Origin of the sequence: Bacillus sp. ISL-18 (assembly GCF_018613415.1) — a bacterium.
Taxonomy (GTDB): Bacteria; Bacillota; Bacilli; order Bacillales; family Cytobacillaceae; genus Neobacillus.
In genome coordinates this window covers 577,131-596,711 of record NZ_JAGGQG010000010.1, presented here as the reverse complement: position 1 = coordinate 596,711, position 19,581 = coordinate 577,131, and the positions used below count along the sequence as shown (strand labels likewise).

Genomic DNA, 19,581 nt, shown 5'->3' with positions numbered 1-19,581 from the left:
CTTGAAACCGAAGACAAGATTAATTCATGGCGGAATCAGTGAAGACCCTGCTACTGGCGCTGTCTCTTTCCCAATCTATCAAGTAAGTACCTATAAGCAGGAAGGGGTTGGAGGTCATAAGGGTTTTGAATATTCGCGAACAGGAAATCCAACCAGACACGCACTAGAAGAGCTTATAAAGGAAATTGAGGGCGGTACAGCAGGTTTTGCGTTTGGTTCCGGAATGGCCGCGATTACGGCTGTATTCATGCTGTTTAACAGCGGGGATCATGTTGTCATTACAGACGATGTCTATGGTGGTACGTTCCGTGTGCTGACTAAGGTATTAAAACGGGTTGGTATTGATTCAACCTTTGTTGATACAAGTAATTTGGACAATATTGAACGAGAAATCCGTCCGAATACGAAGGCAATTTATATCGAAACACCAACCAACCCTCTTTTAAAGATTACCGATATTGATGCCGCAGCTAAGCTTGCAAAGAAGCATAATTTGTTAACAATCGTTGACAATACTTTTTCCACCCCTTATTGGCAAAATCCACTTGAGCTCGGGGCGGATATAGTTCTTCATAGTGCGACAAAGTATATTGGCGGTCACAGTGATGTAGTGGCTGGATTAGCCGTAGTAAACAGCGACAAGCTTGCAGAAGATCTCCATTTCGTGCAGAACTCTACTGGCGGGGTGTTAGGACCTCAGGATTCTTGGTTATTAATCAGAGGGATTAAAACATTAGGAATCCGCATGGAAGAAACGGAAGCCAATACAAAGGCGATTGTCGAGTTTTTACAAAACCATCCGAAGGTCAACAAAGTATTCTACCCGGGCCTTGAAACCCATCCGAATCATGAGATCGCGAAAAAACAGGCGCGAGGGTTTGGCGGTATGGTTTCCTTTGATGTTGGCAGCGGGGAAAATGCAGACCAACTCCTGAGCAGGATCAAGTACTTTACACTGGCAGAAAGCCTTGGAGCAGTCGAGAGCCTTATTTCCGTACCAGCACGTATGACACATGCTTCAATCCCTGCTGAACGAAGAGCCGAACTTGGCATCACCGAAGGCCTAGTCCGGATCTCCGTTGGCATCGAAGACGTCGAAGACCTAATCGAAGACCTATCGCAAGCATTAAAATAGTACCTACAAACCAAAGGTGACAGGCACCATGTGAAATTTTCACATGGTGCCTGTCGCCTTTTCTAATATTTACATACTGTTTAGCTGGGATTTTTATGGTAAAGTAGGTTAGTAGATTTTAAGAAAGACAGGTGAGAAGTAGTGAAGCAGCAAACGAAGGTGTTGTATGAGAAAATGGTTGATTTTAAACGTTTCGGATCTGTCTTATTGGCTGTCGGTATCTTTTTTTATTTAGGAGTTATCATTCCGGTTGTGACGAAAACCGAATTTACTTTAAATTTGATGGTCCTTGCTTCTACATCGTTTATAGCAGTGTCCATTTTGTTTTTTATCCAGTCCAAGCAATGTCAACTAAAGCTGTTAGAAATAGATGAGAATGAGGATTTATATAATTAAACGGCAGGCGCACCCGATTTTTTATTGGGGCGCCTTTTTGCTTTTCATAAAAGGGCAGTTTACTTATTTATCAAAAAGTTTGCTAAAAAGGTTTACAAAGTTAGTTAGCGTGGATATAATTACCATATGAAGTTAAAAATTCCAAAGGAGGTCGAAGAAAATGATGTTATATCCAACTGCAAATACACCCGTGTCAACTGGAGTTGAAGTTAAAACAGCATACTTGAATAACACGCATTCGACCAGATTGGAATGGATTGCTTAGCGCTCGCATTATTTGCGTACTGTGACAATACATATCCATGCCGCAGGGAGAATGACGCCTTGCGGTATTTTAGTGCCTAAATTTCACTTGGCCGCAGGGAGATATCTTCCTGCGGCCTTTTTGTGCCCTTTTTACGAGCTATATGGATATGTCTGGCATAAGGTAAAACTGTGGCCTTAGAGCAATCGGTCTTTAGGCTTGGCTGTTATCAGAGAACTCATTTAAGGAGGTGTTATCCATGACCCTGAATATTCTATTTTTCTCGATTACGATCAAAAAAAGAAGTTATAGCCCGGAAGAAGCGGCTAACCAGGAAATGATTGAAAAACTGTATGAAAAAAACAAAGATCGGCAAATTTCCATGTATCGGTTAATGTAAATTTGCTCAAAAAGGATGTGAAACAAAATGACTCTAAATATCTTATTTTTAACGATTACCATTTCTAAACGAAAAATCAGCACACAAGAAGCTGCCCATCAAGAGATGGTTGAAAAGCTTTATGAACAAAATAAAGACCGGCAAATCTCAATGTATCGCATGATGTAGTTTGTAGCTAAAAGATAACGCGAAGAAAGGTGGTTTTTTATATGATGTTTTTTCTAATGCAAGGCCGGGGAGCTAGCTTATGGGGTATGAAAGATACCACCTAGTCAAGAAAAAATAGGAGGTAGAAAAAATGCCGCTGCACACCTTATTTTTATCTTTACTATTTAAGCTGCTGAAAGCATCCAAAAACACGAATTAATCACAAGATAATTGTTGCCAGTCGATTATAGCGATAGGAGTGTTAACAAAATGTTCAATTTTCCTTAAGATTGGTACTATGAAAATATGATAAATTCAAATTAGAATATACCGATCTCTAAGGGGTGGAGAAGATGATGTTTATGGTTGTTATGGCTCTCGTTATTACCGGGGCGATTGGATGCGTAATTTCGCAGAGATTAGTGTAGAATAAGGAAGAAAAATGAGCATTGGCACATATACGGCCAATGCTCATTTTTTATCAATTCATTATTTGTTTTCTGTAAGCTTAATAAACTCATCAATATCCGCCAGACATGTGCCTACTGCTTTTTCCCAAAAATCTTTTTGAGTTAAATCCACTTGTAAATGTTTTCGTGCTAAGTCCTCTACCTTCATGGAGGCAGTGTCTTTTAATAGGGCAATGTATTTTTCCTCATACCCTTTTCCTTCTTCAAGTGCCTGAGCATAAATACCCAGCGAGAAAAGGTAGCCAAATGTATAGGGAAAGTTATAAAACGGTACATCCGTGATAAAAAAGTGCAGCTTTGAAGCCCAAAATAGTGGGTGATATTCCTCCAACGCATCGCCATAAGCCTCTTTTTGTGCAGCCAACATCAATTCACTGATTCTATCTGCAGCCACAGTACCAAGTTTACGCTCTTGATAAAAATTAACCTCAAACAAGAAGCGTGCATGTATATTCATGAGCAGGGCAACCGTCCGCTGGATTTTATCATCTAAAAGAACCAGTTTTTCTTCTTCGTCCTTAGCGTTTTTTACAGCCGCATCCGCAACAATCATTTCAGCAAAGGTCGAGGCTGTTTCTGCCACATTCATGGCATAGTTGCAATTAAAATAGGGAACATCCCGCATCGCATAGGAATGAAATGCATGCCCGAGTTCATGTGCTAGTGTAGAAACATTCGATGGCGTACCAGAATAGGTCATAAATATCCGTGATTGTTCTTTCACAGGAAAATCAGTACAAAAACCCCCTGGAGCTTTCCCTGGACGATCCTCCGCTTCAATCCAGCGTTCGCTAAAAGCATTTTTCGTAAAAGCAGCGAGCTTTTCGCCAAACAGGGCAAAGTTCTCTTCAATAAATTTGGCTCCTTCTTGATAAGGTACCTTCGTTTCTGTTTTTCCATATGGAGCATCTAAATCAAACCAGGATAACTTCTTCAGCCCTAGTAGTTTAGCCTTGCGCTCCAAATAATCAACGATCTTTTGTTTAGATTCCGAGATCACTGACCACATCGTTTCTAACGTGACCTTTTCCATCCGGTTAATGCTGAGCGGCTCTTTTAAAACATCTTCCCAGCCTCGTTTTTGATAAACACTTAACCGGAATCCGGCAAGATGATTAAGCGTTTTGGCAAGAATGTCTGCTTGATTTCCCCAGGCTTGCTCCCACTTCCTAAAAATCGCAGCCCGAACTTCCCGGTCGGGGTTTGAGAATTTATTAAAGGCTTGGCCAACGGAAAGTTGTTGTTCCATACCGTTTTCATTAAAAGGGATTTTAATTTTACTTACAATTAAATCGTATAGTTGGCCCCAGCTATGATAGCCGTCTACTTCAAGCGTGCTGATTATTGCTTCTTCTTCTTTTGAAAGCTTCTCTTTAGCCTTTTCTCGGCTCTCTGTTAATACGAAGCTAAATTCTTTTAACGGCTCCTTAGCAACTAACTGCTCCCAGACGGAATCATCAATCGTCGTTAATTGATAGTCCAGCGAACCTAATGCGGTTTGAAATACAGCCCCCAAACTCGTTACTTTGGCATCAAGAGAATACGCCCTCTTATCTTTTGTGTTTTGTGCTAATAAGCAGCCAATAAACGCTCCTGCTTGAGTTAACTTCTTTGCTGCCTCTTCTAAATTACGTAAGAGCTCCTGCAGGTATTGGCTGTCCTCGACTGAATTAACAGGTGTCCAATTATTTACCTTTTCTGCCAACCCTTTAATACTTTCCTCTGTTTGAACCAAAAACGTTTCTAATTCTCCGGAATCACTTCCTCCTGGAAAAAATACATCAAGATTCCATACTTCTGAATATGTATTGACTGTCATCGTTGTACCTCCTCAATTATGTCCTTTTACATTATAATCATTTATCGAAAAATTCTCTAACTTTCACTTTTATAAAAATGACTCAAACAAGTAAAGTTGGGAACTACTTTTCCGGCAGGCAAAAGGTTTGTCCCATTAAATACAAATAAATCTAGAAATTTGTGGTCTTGTTTATAGTATAATTTTATCAACATTTATATAGCTGGAGTTGAAATCAAGTGACCAAGATTTTGCTAGTGGATGATGAATCAAGAATGCTAGACCTATTGTCTCTTTATTTAACACCAAAAGGGTATCAATGTATAAAAAGAACCTCCGCAGCGGAGGCCATTCAGTACTTGCACGAAGATAAAGCAGATCTGCTTTTATTAGATGTCATGATGCCAGAAATGAACGGATGGGAAGCCTGTGTAGAAATTAGAAAAGAATCGGATATCCCCATCATCATGTTAACAGCGCGCAGTGAGAAATTAGATATCATAAAAGGGTTAAACATGGGGGCAGATGATTATATTTCTAAGCCATTTGATGAAGATGAATTGATTGCTCGAATTGAGGCTGTTTTAAGAAGGAAACAGGCGTCTGGTGGTTTGGTGTTTTTTAACGAATTAAGCTTAAACGAAGATTCCTTCCAGGTATCCTATAAACAGCGGCCTATTTCGGTTACGCCAAAGGAATTTTCATTGTTGGCTCTTTTATTAAAAAACAAAAATAAAGTATTTACGCGGGAACATCTCTTAACAACGATTTGGGGTTATGCTGCATTGACTGAGGATCGGACCATCGATTCCCATGTCCGTAATTTACGTGATAAATTACGGAAAGCTGGTTTTCCTGTGGAGGATTATTTGACAACCGTATGGGGAGTGGGGTATAAGTGGATGGATAACGATTTCTAATAAAAAAATATCTCATAGTTTAATATGAATTCTTAGTAGGGGGATAAAATGAGGCTTAATAGTAAAACTTTTCTTGCTGTTCTTTTAGGAGTTGTGCTAATTACATCAGGCTGCACTAATCAGAGTCAGGAGAAAAAAGAAACGAGTTCGAGAAGTAAAGCGACCTTTCATATCGCAGATGCAGGGGTCATAAAACTGAAAAATATCCGCGGGATTGGCTATCCTGGCAACGACACCGCCCTATATATAGCCGCAAATAATGGTTTAAAACTTTATAAAGATAAAAGATGGTACAAAACAACAACAAATCAACATGACTACATCGGGTTTCAGGCGATTGAAACGGGATTTATAGCAAGCGGCCATCCGCAAAAAGGTTCGGGCTTGAAGGACCCGCTCGGTCTAGTAAGAAGTGTTAATAAGGGGAAAACCCTTCAGAAGCTGGCTTTTTATGACAAAGCAAACTTTCATTTTACGGCAGCTAGTTACACAGGAAATGGTCTATATGTAATTGGTGAAGAGCAAAGTGGTTCTGTCAATCTCGGTGTAAACTATTCGACCGATAACGGGAAGACATGGAAGAAAAGTGCTTTTAAAAATTTTTCTGCTGATTCAATGGGGATGATGGCGGTTCATCCGACTAATGGAAATACCATGGCCATGTCAACAAGATCTGGTATCTATTTTTCAACCGATAACGGGAACACCATGAAACTAATCACAGGGCCGATCATGGTAACAGCATTAACCTTCAGTGGGGATTCACTTCTTTTTTCCAGTGTGGAAGATGAGAAAATTCTATTAAAAACGATTTCACCCGTAACAGGAGAACAGGCTAATCTGATCATTCCGTTTCTTGATTATGATAATCCCATTACTTATTTGGCGGTGAATCCTAAAAATACTAACCAGATTGCTTTTACAACATACAAAAATGACCTATATGAATCCACTGATGGCGGGAAAACGTGGAACAATTTATTGTCGGACGGTAAAAATAAATAAATCCAAACCAAAAGGGCAGGAGGAGAAATCCTGCTCTTTTGGAACAATCCTATATTATTCGCTTTCAAATTGGGTTATCTCTTCTTCCGTTCTTTCTCAGCGCGATAAAACTCATGGAACATTTTCATCAATGCCCGTTTTTCAATCCTCGAGACATAGCTCCTTGATATCCCTAACTCTTTAGCAATCTCACGCTGCGTTTTTTCTTTTTGTAAATCTAGGCCGAAGCGGCCAATAATTACTTCCTTTTCCCTGTCATCAAGTACTTCGATATATTTTTTGATTTTTTCTAACTCCATGTTAAGTTGAATGGTATCTACTACATCTTCTGATTCGGATTTCAGCACGTCAATTAATGAAATCTCATTGCCCTCTTTATCCTGACCAATCGGATCATGCAGTGAAACATCCTTTTTGGTCTTTTTGAGCGCCCTTAGATGCATGAGAATTTCGTTCTCGATACATCTTGCTGCATAGGTTGCAAGCTTTGTTCCTTTCCCTTCTGAATAGCTCTCGATTGCCTTAATTAAACCTATGGTTCCAATCGAAATCAAATCTTCTGAATCCTCGCCGGTATTTTCGAACTTTTTTACAATATGAGCGACAAGTCGTAAATTGTGTTCAATTAACATATTACGTGCGTGCGCATCCCCTTCTGCCATTAACCGTAAATACTTTCTTTCTTCCGCCGCAGAGAGGGGCTGGGGAAAGGCATTATTTTTTACATAAGAAACAAGAAATAAAAATTCCTTCATTAAATATCCGAGAGCTGTTAAGATTCCAGTCATCTACGTCCACCCCCGTGCTTTATTGGACTTTAGCCCACTTATTAATTCCTATGAAAAAAACAAAAAATTGTGTCTGTCCTGTAAATTTTATTTACAAAATAAAAATGACCCTCTAGCTTGCCGCTAAATAGGTCATTTTTTTCTGAAGTATTTTTGCCATTATACTTTTTTTAGTTTAAAGGAACTTACCATTAGAAATGATAAAATAATCATAATAAACAAGAAGGTTTGTGAAGGGAGGTAGGGGATTGCCAGAAAACTTAAGGTTGCCAGGCAGCCAGCCGCCGTTATGGGTAAACCAGTAAAATAACCGTTACTTTCTGTAACATTAAATCGTGCTAATCGAAAAGCACCGCAGGCGATGTAAAATACGGTGAAAAATGAACCAGGTCCGCCAAATTCAGATAAAATACCTTGATATAGTAATAGTGCTGGTGCAACTCCAAATGATATAATATCACTCATGGAATCTAATTGTTTGCCTAACTCAGATTCAATATTAAATTTTCTGGCGACCATGCCGTCAAAGCGATCGGCCAAAGCGGCAATGAAAATGAGCAATAAGCTTAAACGTAAATTTCCATGTAAACCAAGCACGATTGCAAATCCGCCCAGTGAAAGGTTTGTTATGGTAATAACATTTGCTGTTTGCGATTTCAGTTTTTTTATTGTGAGATCCAATACATCCAATAAAAACATTCTCCACACCACTCCTTTTTTTGAAAAACAGAAGGGAATATATTTTTAAGCTAGATTATTCTATAATATTTAATTCTACGGGTTTTATGTCATTCCGTAAAGAGTATTTTTACACTATTTGGGGGTATTATCATGTTGCAAGGTTTTTATCGGCTCTTAATAGAATTGACCAATGGAAGGTGGTCATCGGGGATTTTAAAAAGATTTGCCCGCTCGCCAGTCAGTCGTTTTGTTGTCCCATCCTTTGCAAGGGTCTATCAATTAAATCTAGAGGAAATGGATAAAGGACTGTCTGATTATCCAACCTTGCATGACCTATTTGTGAGGACGTTAAAAAAAGAGGCCAGGGCAATTGACCAACTGGCTGATTCAGTAGTCAGCCCTGTTGATGCCGTTTTGGAAGATGTAGGGAACATTAAAGAAACCAGTGAGATCGTTGTCAAAGGTAAAACCTATTCAATTGGTGAGATGCTCGGTAATTCGGATACCCTGGCTAAGTATCTGAAAGGTACATATATGATTTTATATTTGAGTCCAAGCCACTATCATCGAATCCATAGTCCTGTCAATGGGACTGTTACTAAACAATGGCAGCTTGGCTCAAAATCATACCCAGTTAATAAATGGGGGTTAAAATACGGACGACAAGCCCTATCTAAAAACTATCGAGTCATAACCGAAGTAAAAACAAACGGTGGTCATGTTGCCATCGTGAAAGTTGGAGCAATGTTTGTAAATTCAATTGAGACCACTCATAAAGGCAGTGAGCTGGAAAAAGGCGGGGAACTGGCTTACTTTAGTTTCGGTTCGACAGTGGTCCTTTTATTTGAAAAAGGTACTTTTCAAATGGATGAAACCCTTCATACCCCGCAAGAGCTTAAGGTTGGGGAAAGACTCGGAATGCTAGTAAAGTAATTCAAAACGGCGCTTTAGTGGCGCCGTTGTTAGTTTGTAGTTATTTACGCTGTAAAAAAAGAAAAGCCCTCAAAAGGGGCGTTATCACAATTAAGAAGACTTTTTAATTTTATTATATAAAGAGCGTCGGTGCATCTCAGATTCAATGAGACCGATAAATTCTGGACTTAAGTTTAGCTCTCTTGCTTTAAAATATGATTCAATTAATAATTCATCTGACAGGTTCCGCATATCAGAATCCCCCTCCGATTTAGAATAAATGGTTCTATTTTATAAGAACAAAACATAAATTGGTAAGTTCAAATGCTGTAACCTAAATCTACCAAATTAATTCCTTTAGAACAATCGTTCTCGTTATCCACAGTTTCAAGTGGATAACTTGTGGTTAATTTGTTTATAAAGTAATAAAATGTAAATTATTCAATGGGTATATTGTTAATAAGGTTATCCACAGAAGGTGGGAATGTTGGAATTTGTCGAAAAATATTTATTAAAATACCTTTAATCAGCAGATCCTTTAAATTAATCAAAAAGTAATTGTATTTGAATCTCATGTATTTTCGATATATGAAGGATAATAAGATATAAAGTATTTTTGTTGATTAAATTTGTCCTGTTTCACTTTTTCTTTTGAAACAAGGGGGGAAATTGGTTATGATGGTACAAGAAAAGAAAATGGTGGTTCTGCATCCAGCATTTTATTTAGAGCTAATGAGGTGTACGCTTAGTGTTGAAACAATTTTTACCGAATGAACATGTGAAAAGCATTCTCGATATTTCACCTGAAGAATTAAAAGCAAGAGGGATTAAAGGGATTATTACGGACTTAGATAATACCTTGGTGGAATGGGACCGTCCTAGTGCCACTCCTCAATTAATTAAATGGTTTGATGAAGTGAAAAAACATCATATCCTGGTAACCATTGTTTCTAATAACAATGAAGAAAGGGTCAAGTTTTTTTCAGACCCGCTAAAAATACCGTTTATTTATAGAGCACGGAAACCAATGGGGCCGGCGTTTCACCGGGCTGTTCAACAAATGGGAATTAAAAAGGAAGAGGCAGTTGTTATAGGAGACCAATTATTAACGGATGTACTGGGTGGAAACCGCAGCGGATTTCATACGATCTTGGTTGTTCCTGTCGCCTCATCCGATGGATTTTGGACGAAATTCAATCGATTTGCGGAACGAAGAATCTTAAATTGGTTCCGTAAAAAAGGGATGCTTCAATGGGAGGATTAATTAGTGAGTGATCAACAATATATCTGTATGGGCTGTGGAATAAAAGTCCAAACTGAAAACCCAAATGAAATGGGTTATGCCCCTTCTTCTGCTTTAGAGAAGGAAACGATTATATGCCAAAGATGTTTTCGGTTAAAACACTATAACGAAGTCCAGGATGTTAATTTAACCGATGATGACTTTTTAAAAATTTTAAATGAAATTGGCCGGACTGATGCCCTTATTGTCATGATTGTCGATATCTTTGATTTTAACGGCAGCTGGCTTCCAGGATTACACCGGTTCGTAGGTAACAATAAGGTAATACTTGTTGGAAATAAGGTCGATTTATTACCAAAGTCTGTCAAGCATGCCAAGTTAGTTCAGTGGATGAAGCATGAATCAAGAGAATTAGGGCTTAGACCGGAAGAAGTATTTTTAGTCAGTGCCGCAAAAGGATTAAATATTAGGGATACGGCCGCGGCCATTGATGTTTTACGAAATGGTAAAGATGTCTATGTGGTCGGATGTACGAATGTTGGAAAATCAACTTTTATTAATCGGATTATTAAAGAAGTAACAGGGGAAGAAGACGTAATAACAACCTCTCATTTTCCGGGTACCACATTAGATATTATTAAAATCCCGCTCGATGATGAAAAATCGTTAATTGATTCGCCGGGAATCATCAATCACCATCAAATGGCACATTTTATAAATAAAAAAGATTTAAAAATTATTACGCCTAAGAAGGAAATAAAGCCAAAGGTATTTCAATTAAATGAAGGACAAACATTGTTTTTCGGAGGTTTGGCTCGTTTTGACTATATTTCGGGTGGCCGAAGATCACTTGTTTGTTACGTTTCAAACGAAATAAATATTCACCGGACAAAAATTGAAAATGCGGACAGTCTTTATGAAAAACATGTAGGCGAATTGCTGACACCACCAGGACCGGATGAATTAGAATCATTTCCGGAGTTGGTTAGACAGGAATTTACCGTCAAAGAGGCAAAAACAGATATTGTTTTTTCAGGACTGGGATGGATTACAATTAATGAACCGGGGGCAAAAGTGGCTGCCTATGTGCCAAAAGGCGTCCAAACCTTGATGCGAAGGTCATTAATCTAAAGAGAATATGTAAACAGGGTGGAGAAACAGGTGAAAAAGCTATTTGGAGTTTTGGGGAACCCGATTGGACATACCATGTCGCCGGCAATGCACAATGATTTGTTTTCGCTTTATAACATGGATGCCATCTATCTTCCTTTTCAAGTAAAGGATGAAGACTTACATGATGCAGTTAACGGATTAAGAGCATTAGGAGCCGTTGGCTTTAATGTCACCATTCCCCACAAAAGTAACATTATCCCGTTTTTGGATGAAGTGGATGAATTAGCCGCTAGTATTGGAGCTGTAAATACCGTAGTTAACCAAAATGGAAAATTGATTGGTTACAACACGGATGGGGTAGGTTTTTTGAAAGGGCTCAATGGTATTGTTTCTGAAGTCAAAGGAAGAAGAATATTAGTGATTGGAGCAGGTGGCGCTGCAAGAGCTATTTACTTTACCTTAGCCAAAGAAAACCCTATTCAAATCGACATCGCTAATCGCACGGTTGAAAAGGCCGCCGGTCTCATTGCGGAATGTCCTTATCCAAATTCCTCAAGGGCGTTTACCATAGAAGAAGCAGGCAAACTTGTAGGTGAATATGATCTATTTATCCAAACAACGATGATTGGGATGTCTCCGAAAATAACGGAACAGCCCTTAAGTCTCAAAAATTTAGGTAATCAGACTGTTGTTTGTGACATTATCTATAACCCTCTTGAAACAAGGTTTATACATGAAGCGAGTGAAAGAGGGGCAACCGTACAGAACGGTATTGATATGTTTGTCTATCAGGGCGCACTTGCTTTTGAAAAATGGACAGGGATATTTCCAGATATACAACGAATGAAAGAAAATGTGTTGGGACAACTAGGAGGAAAATAATGTTAACAGGTAAACAAAAAAGATTTTTACGGTCAAAGGCACATCATTTAGATCCGATTTTTCAAGTAGGTAAAGGCGGAGTAAATGAGAATATGATTAAGCAAATAGCAGAGGCCTTGGAAGCAAGAGAACTTTTTAAAATAAGTATCCTGCAAAATTGTGAGGAAGACAAAACGGAAGTAGCCGAGCAACTGGCAAACGGCACAGGCGCAGAAATCGTCCAAATTATCGGAAATACGATTGTCTTGTATAAAGAGTCTACAGAAAAGAAAACAATCACTCTTCCATAAAAAAAGGACCTTAAACAAGGAAAAGGATGGCGATCGCATGAAGAAAGTTGGAATATTGGGCGGCACGTTTGATCCGCCCCATTATGGACATCTTTTGATTGCCAATGAAGTTCTTTCGGCACTTGAGCTTGATAAAATTTGGTTTATGCCAAACCATGAACCGCCGCACAAGAAAAAACCGGAGTCGGTTAAAGATGAGGACCGTCTCAGGATGCTCGAGTTTGCTATTGCAGGAAATTCGGCCTTCAGCATTCAACCTATCGAGCTCGATCGTAACGGGCCCTCTTATACCGTTGATACAATGAAATTACTTAACGCTGAGTATTCTGACCATCAATTTTTCTTTATAATTGGTGCCGATATGATTGAATATTTGCCGAAATGGCATGATATTGATATACTTATTAACCTTGTCCAATTTGTTGGGGTTGAGAGACCTTCATACAGCCGCCAAACGGACTACCCTGTTCTATATGTGGATGTACCAGCCATTGATGTGTCCTCAAGTATGATCAGGGATAGAGTAAAAAAAGGTAAATCGGTTCGTTATTTGCTGCCAGATTCGGTTATTGATTATATTGAGGAGAAACATTTATATGGAACGTCAAAAAGCTTTAGACATAGTTAAAGTCCAATTAACGGAACATCGATACCAGCATACGCTAGGGGTAATGGAAACTGCTATTAGCTTGGCAGAGAAATATGGAGCAGATGTGAAGAAAGCGGAAATAGCGGCTATTTTTCATGATTATGCCAAGTTTCGCCCAAAGGATGAAATGAAAGAAATTATTATGTCACAAGGACTGCCGCAGGATTTACTTTTATATAATACTGAATTGTGGCATGCTCCAGTGGGTGCTTACCTGGTTGGAAAAGAAGCAGGGGTCAGTGATAATGAGGTATTGGATGCGATCCGCTACCATACTTCTGGAAGACCTAATATGACGTTACTGGAAAAAGTCATTTATTTAGCGGATTATATTGAGCCGGGGAGACATTTCCCGGGTGTAGAGGAAGTAAGAGAAATAGCTAAAGAAAATTTAGAAAAGGCACTCGTAAAAGCCATTCAAAATACCATTCTTTTCTTAATGAAAAAGAACCAAACGATTTATCCGGAAACATTTTATACCTATAATGATTTAATTTCAAAAACTGGAGGACTGATGAATGGATAATCAAGAACTTCTTAAGATTGCGGTAAAAGCAGCCGACGATAAACGGGCTGAAGATATATTAGCTTTAAATATGAAAGGAATCTCGTTAATTGCCGATTATTTTATTATTTGTCATGGTAATTCCGACAAACAGGTACAGGCTATTGCACGAGAAATGAAGGAAAAGGCCCAAGAGACCGGTTATGATGTAAAAAGAATCGAAGGGTTTGACGAAGCAAGATGGGTGCTAATTGATTTAGGAGATGTTGTTGCCCATGTATTCCACCGTGATGAACGAAGCTATTACAATTTAGAACGGTTGTGGGGCGATGCGCCGCATGTTGATATCCTCAGTGAGTTAAATTCATGAGCTATGAGCAATTTGCCTACCTGTACGATGAACTTATGAAAGATGCCCCATATGATCAATGGGTATCATTTGTTAAAAACAGGCTTGCCAAATATGAGGTGGAAGCAACCCGCCTGTTGGATCTAGCCTGCGGGACAGGAGAACTTTCTGTTCGGTTTGCCAAACAAGGTCTTGATGTTACAGGGATTGACTTATCAGAAGATATGCTATCAGTGGCCCAGGGAAAAGCCGAGGCAGAGGGTGTTAAAATCCCGTTTTTTCAACAGGACATGGCAAATTTGGAAGGACAAGGGCAATTTGATGTCATAGGTATCTTTTGTGATTCATTAAATTATTTACAAACAGAAGAAGAGGTACTATCAACTTTCTTGAATGTACATCAACATTTACAGGATCATGGATTGTTTATTTTTGATGTACATTCGATCTATAAAATGACAGACGTGTTCATTAATCAAACCTTCGCCTTAAATGAGGATAATATTTCTTATATTTGGAATAGTTTCCCCGGGGAAGATCCTAATAGCGTGGAACATGAATTAAGTTTTTTTGTTTTAGACAAACGGACCGGGAAATATGATCGCATAGACGAACTTCATTATCAGCGTACGTATCCGATCGGCCAATATTCTGACTGGTTAAATACTGCCGGATTTCAATTACTTGAGATTAGTGCTGATTTTCAACAGTTCGAACCCACAAAGGAATCGGAACGAATTTTCTTTGTTGCCAAGAAAAAATAAAAAAAGCCATCTTTTTACAAAAAAGATGGCTTTTTTTATGATTTATTAGAGGAATTTGTAAACGATTAGCGAATTATTGTTTAGAGAATTGAATTTCTACCTTTTCTAAATCCTCTTTAAATTTAGCATGGGTAGCTTGGAAGACATGTTCAAATACTGATCCAAGCTCACTATCTAACACCTTAATTCCTTCCCCTGTGATCCCGCCCTTTACACAAACCTTTTCTTGTAAGGATGGCAGGGTATAATGCCCTTGTTTAATTAATTCTCCAAGTCCTACAATCATCTCACTTGCAAAAACAGTCGCTGTTTCTGTATCAATGTCAGTCTCCTTAACCGCAGCTTTAATGAAATTCTGAAGCAAATAGCTAAAGAAAGCAGGTCCACAGCTAACAATATCAGAGGCTACCCTCGTTATTCGTTCATCAATACAAACCGGAACAGAAATCTTCGAAATGAGTTTTTCTAGTTTCATTTTCCAATGGTCGCTGCAATTTTCCCCATACGTAACGAGTGAAACCCCCGCTAATGCCCGATTTGTAATACTAGGAATGACTCGGACAGTTGAACAGGATACCCTATTTTCAATCTGGCTAGTACTGACAGGACTAGTTATCGAAACAAGACACTTATCAGGAGATAAATGGGGATTGATTTGATCAAGCATATTCCGTATGTCTAATGGCTTTATACAAATAAAGATTAAATCAGATTGTGCAGCAACTTCTTCTGGATTCGCGCCAATTAATATGTCCTTATATTTATCTTTAAGCAGCATGGCTTTGGATTTGGTTCGGTTCGTTATCATTAAGGAAGAAGGGGAAGCGGCCTTTCCGTCAATCAAAGCCTCCACTATGACTCTTCCCATATTACCGGTACCGATAATGCCTATATTCATAATCGACCCTCCTTCGCATCAGTATTCTTTTATAAGATTATGAAAATGAAATGTGAAATATACCTTTAGGAAGGATGGATTATCATGAAAGATTGGTTACTGGAACACAAGATTCATTTTGCAGTTGTCTTATTGCTTGTTGTTGGTGGTTTTTATTATTTTTATATACAAGGTCCTGAGGAGTCGGCCCCATTGACTTCTCTCAGCCAGGAAGATGAGGTCCGAACACAAGCTGTCGAGACACCTGCTGAAAAGAAAGACACACCAGCTGCAAATCAGCCTGAAAATATCATGGTAGATGTAAAGGGACAAGTGACTCATCCAGGGGTTTATCAAGCTAACACTGGAGAAAGGGTCATTGATGTAATTGGAAGAGCGGGTGGATTAACGAACCAGGCCGACCAAACACAAGTTAACTTTGCTGCGCATGTGGAGGATGAAATGGTCATCTACATACCAGGAAAGGGAGAAGAGGAAAGTACCTTACCTACAGCGACTGGAAGCGGCGGATCTGGATTGAGCGGGACAGGTCAAAAACAAGGGAAAATTAATATTAATAAAGCGGATGAACAAGAGCTGCAGAATCTCCCTGGAATCGGTCCAGCTAAGGCAGCAGCCATTATCGATTACCGAAATACAAGCGGCCCATTTAAAACGATTGACGACTTAAAAAATATAACTGGAATTGGGGATAAGACGTTTGAAAAGCTAAAGGATTTGATTGTAGTAAAATGAAACTTCCATTGACCTAAAAGGGCTGTACCAGTAAACTTAAAAGAAAAGTTATGCAGGGAGTGGGAAACATGGAGCGAATTTCTTGGGACCAATATTTTATGGCACAAAGCCATCTGCTCGCACTAAGAAGCACTTGTACAAGATTAACCGTAGGTGCAACGATTGTCAGAGATAAACGAATTATTGCCGGCGGCTACAATGGTTCTATTGCCGGCGGAGATCATTGTATTGACAAAGGGTGTTATGTGATTGATCATCATTGTGTGCGGACGGTTCATGCGGAAATGAACGCACTGTTGCAGTGTGCCAAATTCGGTGTTCCGACCTCTGATGCCGAACTTTACGTAACCCATTTTCCTTGTCTTCAATGCTGTAAGGCAATTATTCAAGCAGGGATTAAAACCGTCTATTATGCAGAGGATTATAAAAATCATCCCTACGCGATTGAATTGTTTGAACAAGCCAAGGTGAAAACCGAAAAGGTTGAATTGAAAGAACCAATGATTCAACTTGGTAAATAATCTCCTTTATAAGACGCCGGAAAATGACCGGCGTCACCCCATAAATCGATAACGATTCCCCAGTATCACAAAATTCCAAATAACGGAGAAAAAAATGAGCGGAAAATATATTTATATTGCTCTAGGTGCCTTCTTAGGTGTTTTATGTTCACTTGTTTCATTTTTTCCATTTCTTATCGTAACTTGTCTATTTCTCCTTACTTTGGCTAAACTTAAAAAGTTCAAACAAGCCCCAATTGTCCTGATCATCCTGATAGGTTTTATCTTTTATCTTAAAGGAGAGTGGGTCTATGCCCATAATCATTCAAAGCTTCCGCCAGCGAAGACTAACTTTTATATAGAATATATCAAGGACCCAATCATTGATGGCCATCTATTAAAAGTACAAGGAAAGGAACAACTCTATAATGAAAAAGTTCTCCTTCGTTACCAAATAAACTCGGAGGAAGAAAAACGGCTTTTGCAAAGTCACAGCCCATATGGCTGCATTTGCCAAATTACAGGCACATTAAAGAAACCGGCTGTGGCTAAAAATCCGAATGGATTTAACTATCAGCGCTATTTGGCCACAAAAGGAATTTTTTGGATTCTTAATCTTCAACAAAGCCCTCTTCATCATTGCAAACCCATTAAATCCTCTCCGTCCGCATATGTAAAACAGCTTCGCTTTACAGGGATTAACTACCTAGAAAAGAACTTTCCATCAGAAATTGCAGGGTTGTCTGCAGCCTTAATATTCGGTGATACCAAAATCCTTGACCCTGAATTATTAAGTGACTACCAACGGACGGGAATTGTTCACTTATTGGCCATTTCCGGTCTCCATGTTTCCTTGTTCATTGGGATGATTTTTTATATTGGACTTAGATGCGGACTGACTAGACAGTTTATGACCAATTTTCTTTTGGGCCTCCTACCCGTTTATGTCCTCTTAACAGGCAGTTCCCCCTCTGTAATACGCTCAGCACTAATGATTGCACTGATTTTAATCGCTGAAAAATGGAAGCATCATCTTAGGCTTTTAACTATCGATGCTCTAAGTTTGGCCTTTCTCCTCTATATTTTTGGTTCACCAATGATCATTTTTGATAATGGCTTCCAGCTTTCCTTTTTAGTCAGTTTTGCGATCATTCTTGCTGCCCCCAAAATTCTCAAACGGCATCAAGGGAATGGGGCGAAGATGATTGCTACCTCTGTGACAGCCCAACTTTCCGCGATGCCGCTATTGCTTTACCACTATTTTCAACTTTCCTTTATAGGGATTGCGGCTAATTTGTTGTATATCCCCCTATTTTCATTCGTTTATCTTCCTGCCGTTTATGTCCTATTTATGATTCAATTACTGACTGGAACAACCCCAGGGATACTGATCTTCCTCGTACAAAAGACGATTGAGTTATCCAATAAGCTTATTCAGGTTTTAGGGAATGTGCCTTTCACCAATTTTACTCCGGGAAGACCTCCTAACTTGATCACTATTCTTTACATCATCCTAATCGTTTCATCCTTTTATGTATGGGAAAGAGGGGCTTATCCTAGAAAGAGGGTGCATGTATTTGTAATTATAGTCATGCTTCTTACCATTCAGCCGTGCTGGAATTGGTTGAATCCTTCTGGCGAAGTGACAATGATTGATGTAGGACAGGGTGATAGTATTTTCATTCATTTTCCACATGGACGGGGCGACTATCTGATCGATACAGGCGGTTCAATGAATTTTGTAGAGGAAAGGTGGAAAGAGCAGGCCAAACCATTTGAAGTTGGCCGGGATGTGGTTGTTCCTTTTTTGAAAGCAAAAGGTATTACAAAGATTGATAAATTAATCCTGACCCATGGGGATATGGATCATATTGGCGGTGCTAAATCCATTCTTTCAGAGCTTAAGGTCAAGCAGATTTTAATGCCATCGGTTACTGAGCCTTCTGAAATGGAACAACTTATCACAAAAGAAGCAGCGAGCCAAGGGATACCCGTTATAAAAGTTTCATCCGGTGATACTTGGCAACAAGGGGATAATAATTTTTATATTTTGTCTCCGAAAAAGAACTTCACAGGTGAGCGAAATAGAGGGTCGATCGCCATCGTTGCCGAGATTGGAGGTCTTAGCTGGTTTTTTGGCGGGGATCTTGACCAAGAGGGGGAAGAGGCAATCATAAGAAAGTATCCGCATTTAACGATTGATGTGTTGAAAGCGGGCCACCATGGAAGTAAAACGTCAAGTGCTGAGGTGTTTATCAATCAAATTAAGCCAAAGGCGGCTCTTATTTCAGTTGGTGAACATAACCGTTTTGGACATCCTCATCAGGAGGTACTAGATCGTTTGGCAGCCGTAAAAGCAAAAATATACCGTACTGACCAGCAAGGGGCCATTACTTATCTTTTTTATCGTGGAAAAGGAACCTTTTCAACCTATCTGCCATAAGGTATAGTAATTCAAGAAGAAAGCCCAAGGCTCTGGCGGAAGCGCAATTTTCATAAAAAAAGACTGCAGCGCTGCAGCCCTCTTTACTAAATTATGTAGCATTCATTAGGAACCAATTAGCTTAATGACTGTTGCAATAATAAAGATTATAGCAAAAAAGCCGAAAGAAACTCCAAAACCTACCCCAGAATCAATCGCATCATTACGTTTACTTTGCACGTCTTTTTCAAAATGATTCACGCTATACCCCTCCTATTTTCAAGTATAGTATAAGCTATTCGCCTGAAAAAATCCAGCCTGCTATTTGCTTCTTT

At 39.1% G+C, this 19,581-nt stretch carries 24 protein-coding genes; 18 read left to right on the top strand and 6 right to left on the bottom strand.

The features are described from left to right. The first annotated feature begins 1 nt into the window (after position 1). The 4 genes from J7E81_RS16190 (at position 2) to J7E81_RS16175 (ending at position 2,343) form a co-directional block, all read left to right on the top strand. Positions 2–1,135 carry a bifunctional cystathionine gamma-lyase/homocysteine desulfhydrase gene (locus J7E81_RS16190; RefSeq protein ID WP_215043806.1) on the top strand — a complete coding sequence of 378 codons (1,134 nt, stop codon included), beginning with the start codon at positions 2–4 and terminating at the stop codon, positions 1,133–1,135. Between the two features lie 141 nt (positions 1,136–1,276). Further along, positions 1,277–1,531: a YrhC family protein gene (locus J7E81_RS16185; protein ID WP_215043804.1), complete on the top strand. Its 255-nt coding sequence runs from the start codon at positions 1,277–1,279 to the stop codon at positions 1,529–1,531. A gap of 503 nt (positions 1,532–2,034) precedes the next feature. Next, the gene (locus J7E81_RS16180) at positions 2,035–2,175 is read left to right on the top strand and encodes a YrzI family small protein (protein WP_215043802.1); all 141 of its coding nucleotides are present in this window, start codon (positions 2,035–2,037) and stop codon (positions 2,173–2,175) included. Positions 2,176–2,202: 27 nt separating this feature from the next. Next, on the top strand, positions 2,203–2,343 hold the full coding sequence (locus J7E81_RS16175) for a YrzI family small protein (RefSeq protein WP_215043800.1): 141 nt from the start codon (positions 2,203–2,205) through the stop codon (positions 2,341–2,343). Between the two features lie 468 nt (positions 2,344–2,811). Here the strand turns inward: J7E81_RS16175 and J7E81_RS16170 are convergent, their stop codons facing one another. Beyond that, a complete protein-coding gene (locus J7E81_RS16170) occupies positions 2,812–4,611 on the bottom strand; it encodes a M3 family oligoendopeptidase (RefSeq protein WP_215043798.1) in 1,800 nt (599 codons plus the stop codon). A 218-nt stretch (positions 4,612–4,829) separates the two neighbouring features. Between J7E81_RS16170 and J7E81_RS16165 the strand changes: the two genes are divergently transcribed. Further along, positions 4,830–5,510, top strand: a complete 681-nt coding sequence (locus tag J7E81_RS16165; protein WP_215043795.1) for a response regulator transcription factor — start codon at positions 4,830–4,832, stop codon at positions 5,508–5,510. A gap of 48 nt (positions 5,511–5,558) precedes the next feature. Next, positions 5,559–6,515, top strand: coding sequence for a F510_1955 family glycosylhydrolase (locus J7E81_RS16160; RefSeq protein ID WP_215043793.1), 957 nt, complete (start codon positions 5,559–5,561; stop codon positions 6,513–6,515). Between the two features lie 74 nt (positions 6,516–6,589). On the opposite strand, the gene sigK is transcribed toward J7E81_RS16160, so the two are convergent. Both sigK and pssA read right to left on the bottom strand, forming a co-directional pair. After that, positions 6,590–7,303 (bottom strand): RNA polymerase sporulation sigma factor SigK, encoded by a 714-nt coding sequence (sigK, locus tag J7E81_RS16155; protein WP_215043791.1) that lies wholly within the window; start codon positions 7,301–7,303, stop codon positions 6,590–6,592. A gap of 159 nt (positions 7,304–7,462) precedes the next feature. Beyond that, positions 7,463–8,002, bottom strand: coding sequence for a CDP-diacylglycerol--serine O-phosphatidyltransferase (gene pssA / locus J7E81_RS16150; protein WP_215043789.1), 540 nt, complete (start codon positions 8,000–8,002; stop codon positions 7,463–7,465). A gap of 132 nt (positions 8,003–8,134) precedes the next feature. Here pssA and J7E81_RS16145 point away from each other — a divergent pair, with 132 nt between their 5' ends. Next, entirely contained in the window at positions 8,135–8,917 is a 783-nt protein-coding gene (locus tag J7E81_RS16145) for a phosphatidylserine decarboxylase (protein WP_215043787.1), read from the top strand. 90 nt (positions 8,918–9,007) lie between these two features. Here the strand turns inward: J7E81_RS16145 and J7E81_RS16140 are convergent, their stop codons facing one another. After that, entirely contained in the window at positions 9,008–9,148 is a 141-nt protein-coding gene (locus J7E81_RS16140) for a sporulation histidine kinase inhibitor Sda (protein ID WP_215043785.1), read from the bottom strand. A 496-nt stretch (positions 9,149–9,644) separates the two neighbouring features. On the opposite strand from J7E81_RS16140, the gene J7E81_RS16135 reads away from it, so the two are divergent. Genes J7E81_RS16135 through J7E81_RS16100 form a run of 8 tightly spaced genes read left to right on the top strand, consistent with a single transcriptional unit; the run spans position 9,645 to position 14,691 of the window. Then, entirely contained in the window at positions 9,645–10,160 is a 516-nt protein-coding gene (locus J7E81_RS16135; RefSeq protein WP_215043783.1) for a YqeG family HAD IIIA-type phosphatase, read from the top strand. Between the two features lie 3 nt (positions 10,161–10,163). Next, entirely contained in the window at positions 10,164–11,270 is a 1,107-nt protein-coding gene (gene yqeH / locus J7E81_RS16130) for a ribosome biogenesis GTPase YqeH (RefSeq protein WP_215043781.1), read from the top strand. A gap of 30 nt (positions 11,271–11,300) precedes the next feature. Beyond that, complete coding sequence (gene aroE / locus J7E81_RS16125; RefSeq protein WP_215043779.1) at positions 11,301–12,134, top strand: shikimate dehydrogenase; 834 nt, start codon at positions 11,301–11,303, stop codon at positions 12,132–12,134. Next, positions 12,134–12,424, top strand: coding sequence for a ribosome assembly RNA-binding protein YhbY (gene yhbY / locus J7E81_RS16120; protein WP_215043778.1), 291 nt, complete (start codon positions 12,134–12,136; stop codon positions 12,422–12,424). Before aroE ends, yhbY begins: the two co-directional genes overlap by 1 nt. 37 nt (positions 12,425–12,461) lie before the next feature. Then, on the top strand, positions 12,462–13,052 hold the full coding sequence (locus tag J7E81_RS16115) for a nicotinate-nucleotide adenylyltransferase (protein WP_215043776.1): 591 nt from the start codon (positions 12,462–12,464) through the stop codon (positions 13,050–13,052). Next, positions 13,021–13,599, top strand: coding sequence for a bis(5'-nucleosyl)-tetraphosphatase (symmetrical) YqeK (gene yqeK, locus J7E81_RS16110; protein ID WP_215043774.1), 579 nt, complete (start codon positions 13,021–13,023; stop codon positions 13,597–13,599). The genes J7E81_RS16115 and yqeK overlap by 32 nt, the downstream gene beginning before the upstream one ends. Then, positions 13,592–13,948, top strand: coding sequence for a ribosome silencing factor (gene rsfS, locus J7E81_RS16105; RefSeq protein WP_215043772.1), 357 nt, complete (start codon positions 13,592–13,594; stop codon positions 13,946–13,948). The genes yqeK and rsfS overlap by 8 nt, the downstream gene beginning before the upstream one ends. Next, positions 13,945–14,691 (top strand): class I SAM-dependent DNA methyltransferase, encoded by a 747-nt coding sequence (locus tag J7E81_RS16100; RefSeq protein ID WP_215043770.1) that lies wholly within the window; start codon positions 13,945–13,947, stop codon positions 14,689–14,691. The genes rsfS and J7E81_RS16100 overlap by 4 nt, the downstream gene beginning before the upstream one ends. 73 nt (positions 14,692–14,764) lie before the next feature. Here J7E81_RS16100 and comER read toward each other — a convergent pair whose 3' ends face one another. Beyond that, the gene (comER, locus tag J7E81_RS16095) at positions 14,765–15,589 is read right to left on the bottom strand and encodes a late competence protein ComER (RefSeq protein WP_215043768.1); all 825 of its coding nucleotides are present in this window, start codon (positions 15,587–15,589) and stop codon (positions 14,765–14,767) included. A gap of 84 nt (positions 15,590–15,673) precedes the next feature. Between comER and J7E81_RS16090 the strand changes: the two genes are divergently transcribed. The 3 genes from J7E81_RS16090 (at position 15,674) to J7E81_RS16080 (ending at position 19,267) form a co-directional block, all read left to right on the top strand. Further along, positions 15,674–16,324 carry a helix-hairpin-helix domain-containing protein gene (locus tag J7E81_RS16090; RefSeq protein WP_215043766.1) on the top strand — a complete coding sequence of 217 codons (651 nt, stop codon included), beginning with the start codon at positions 15,674–15,676 and terminating at the stop codon, positions 16,322–16,324. A gap of 68 nt (positions 16,325–16,392) precedes the next feature. Further along, positions 16,393–16,845, top strand: coding sequence for a ComE operon protein 2 (locus J7E81_RS16085; protein WP_215043764.1), 453 nt, complete (start codon positions 16,393–16,395; stop codon positions 16,843–16,845). Positions 16,846–16,939: 94 nt separating this feature from the next. Further along, complete coding sequence (locus J7E81_RS16080; RefSeq protein ID WP_215043762.1) at positions 16,940–19,267, top strand: DNA internalization-related competence protein ComEC/Rec2; 2,328 nt, start codon at positions 16,940–16,942, stop codon at positions 19,265–19,267. A 105-nt stretch (positions 19,268–19,372) separates the two neighbouring features. Here J7E81_RS16080 and J7E81_RS16075 read toward each other — a convergent pair whose 3' ends face one another. Next, the gene (locus J7E81_RS16075; protein WP_215043760.1) at positions 19,373–19,507 is read right to left on the bottom strand and encodes a YqzM family protein; all 135 of its coding nucleotides are present in this window, start codon (positions 19,505–19,507) and stop codon (positions 19,373–19,375) included. Positions 19,508–19,581: the final 74 nt, after the last annotated feature.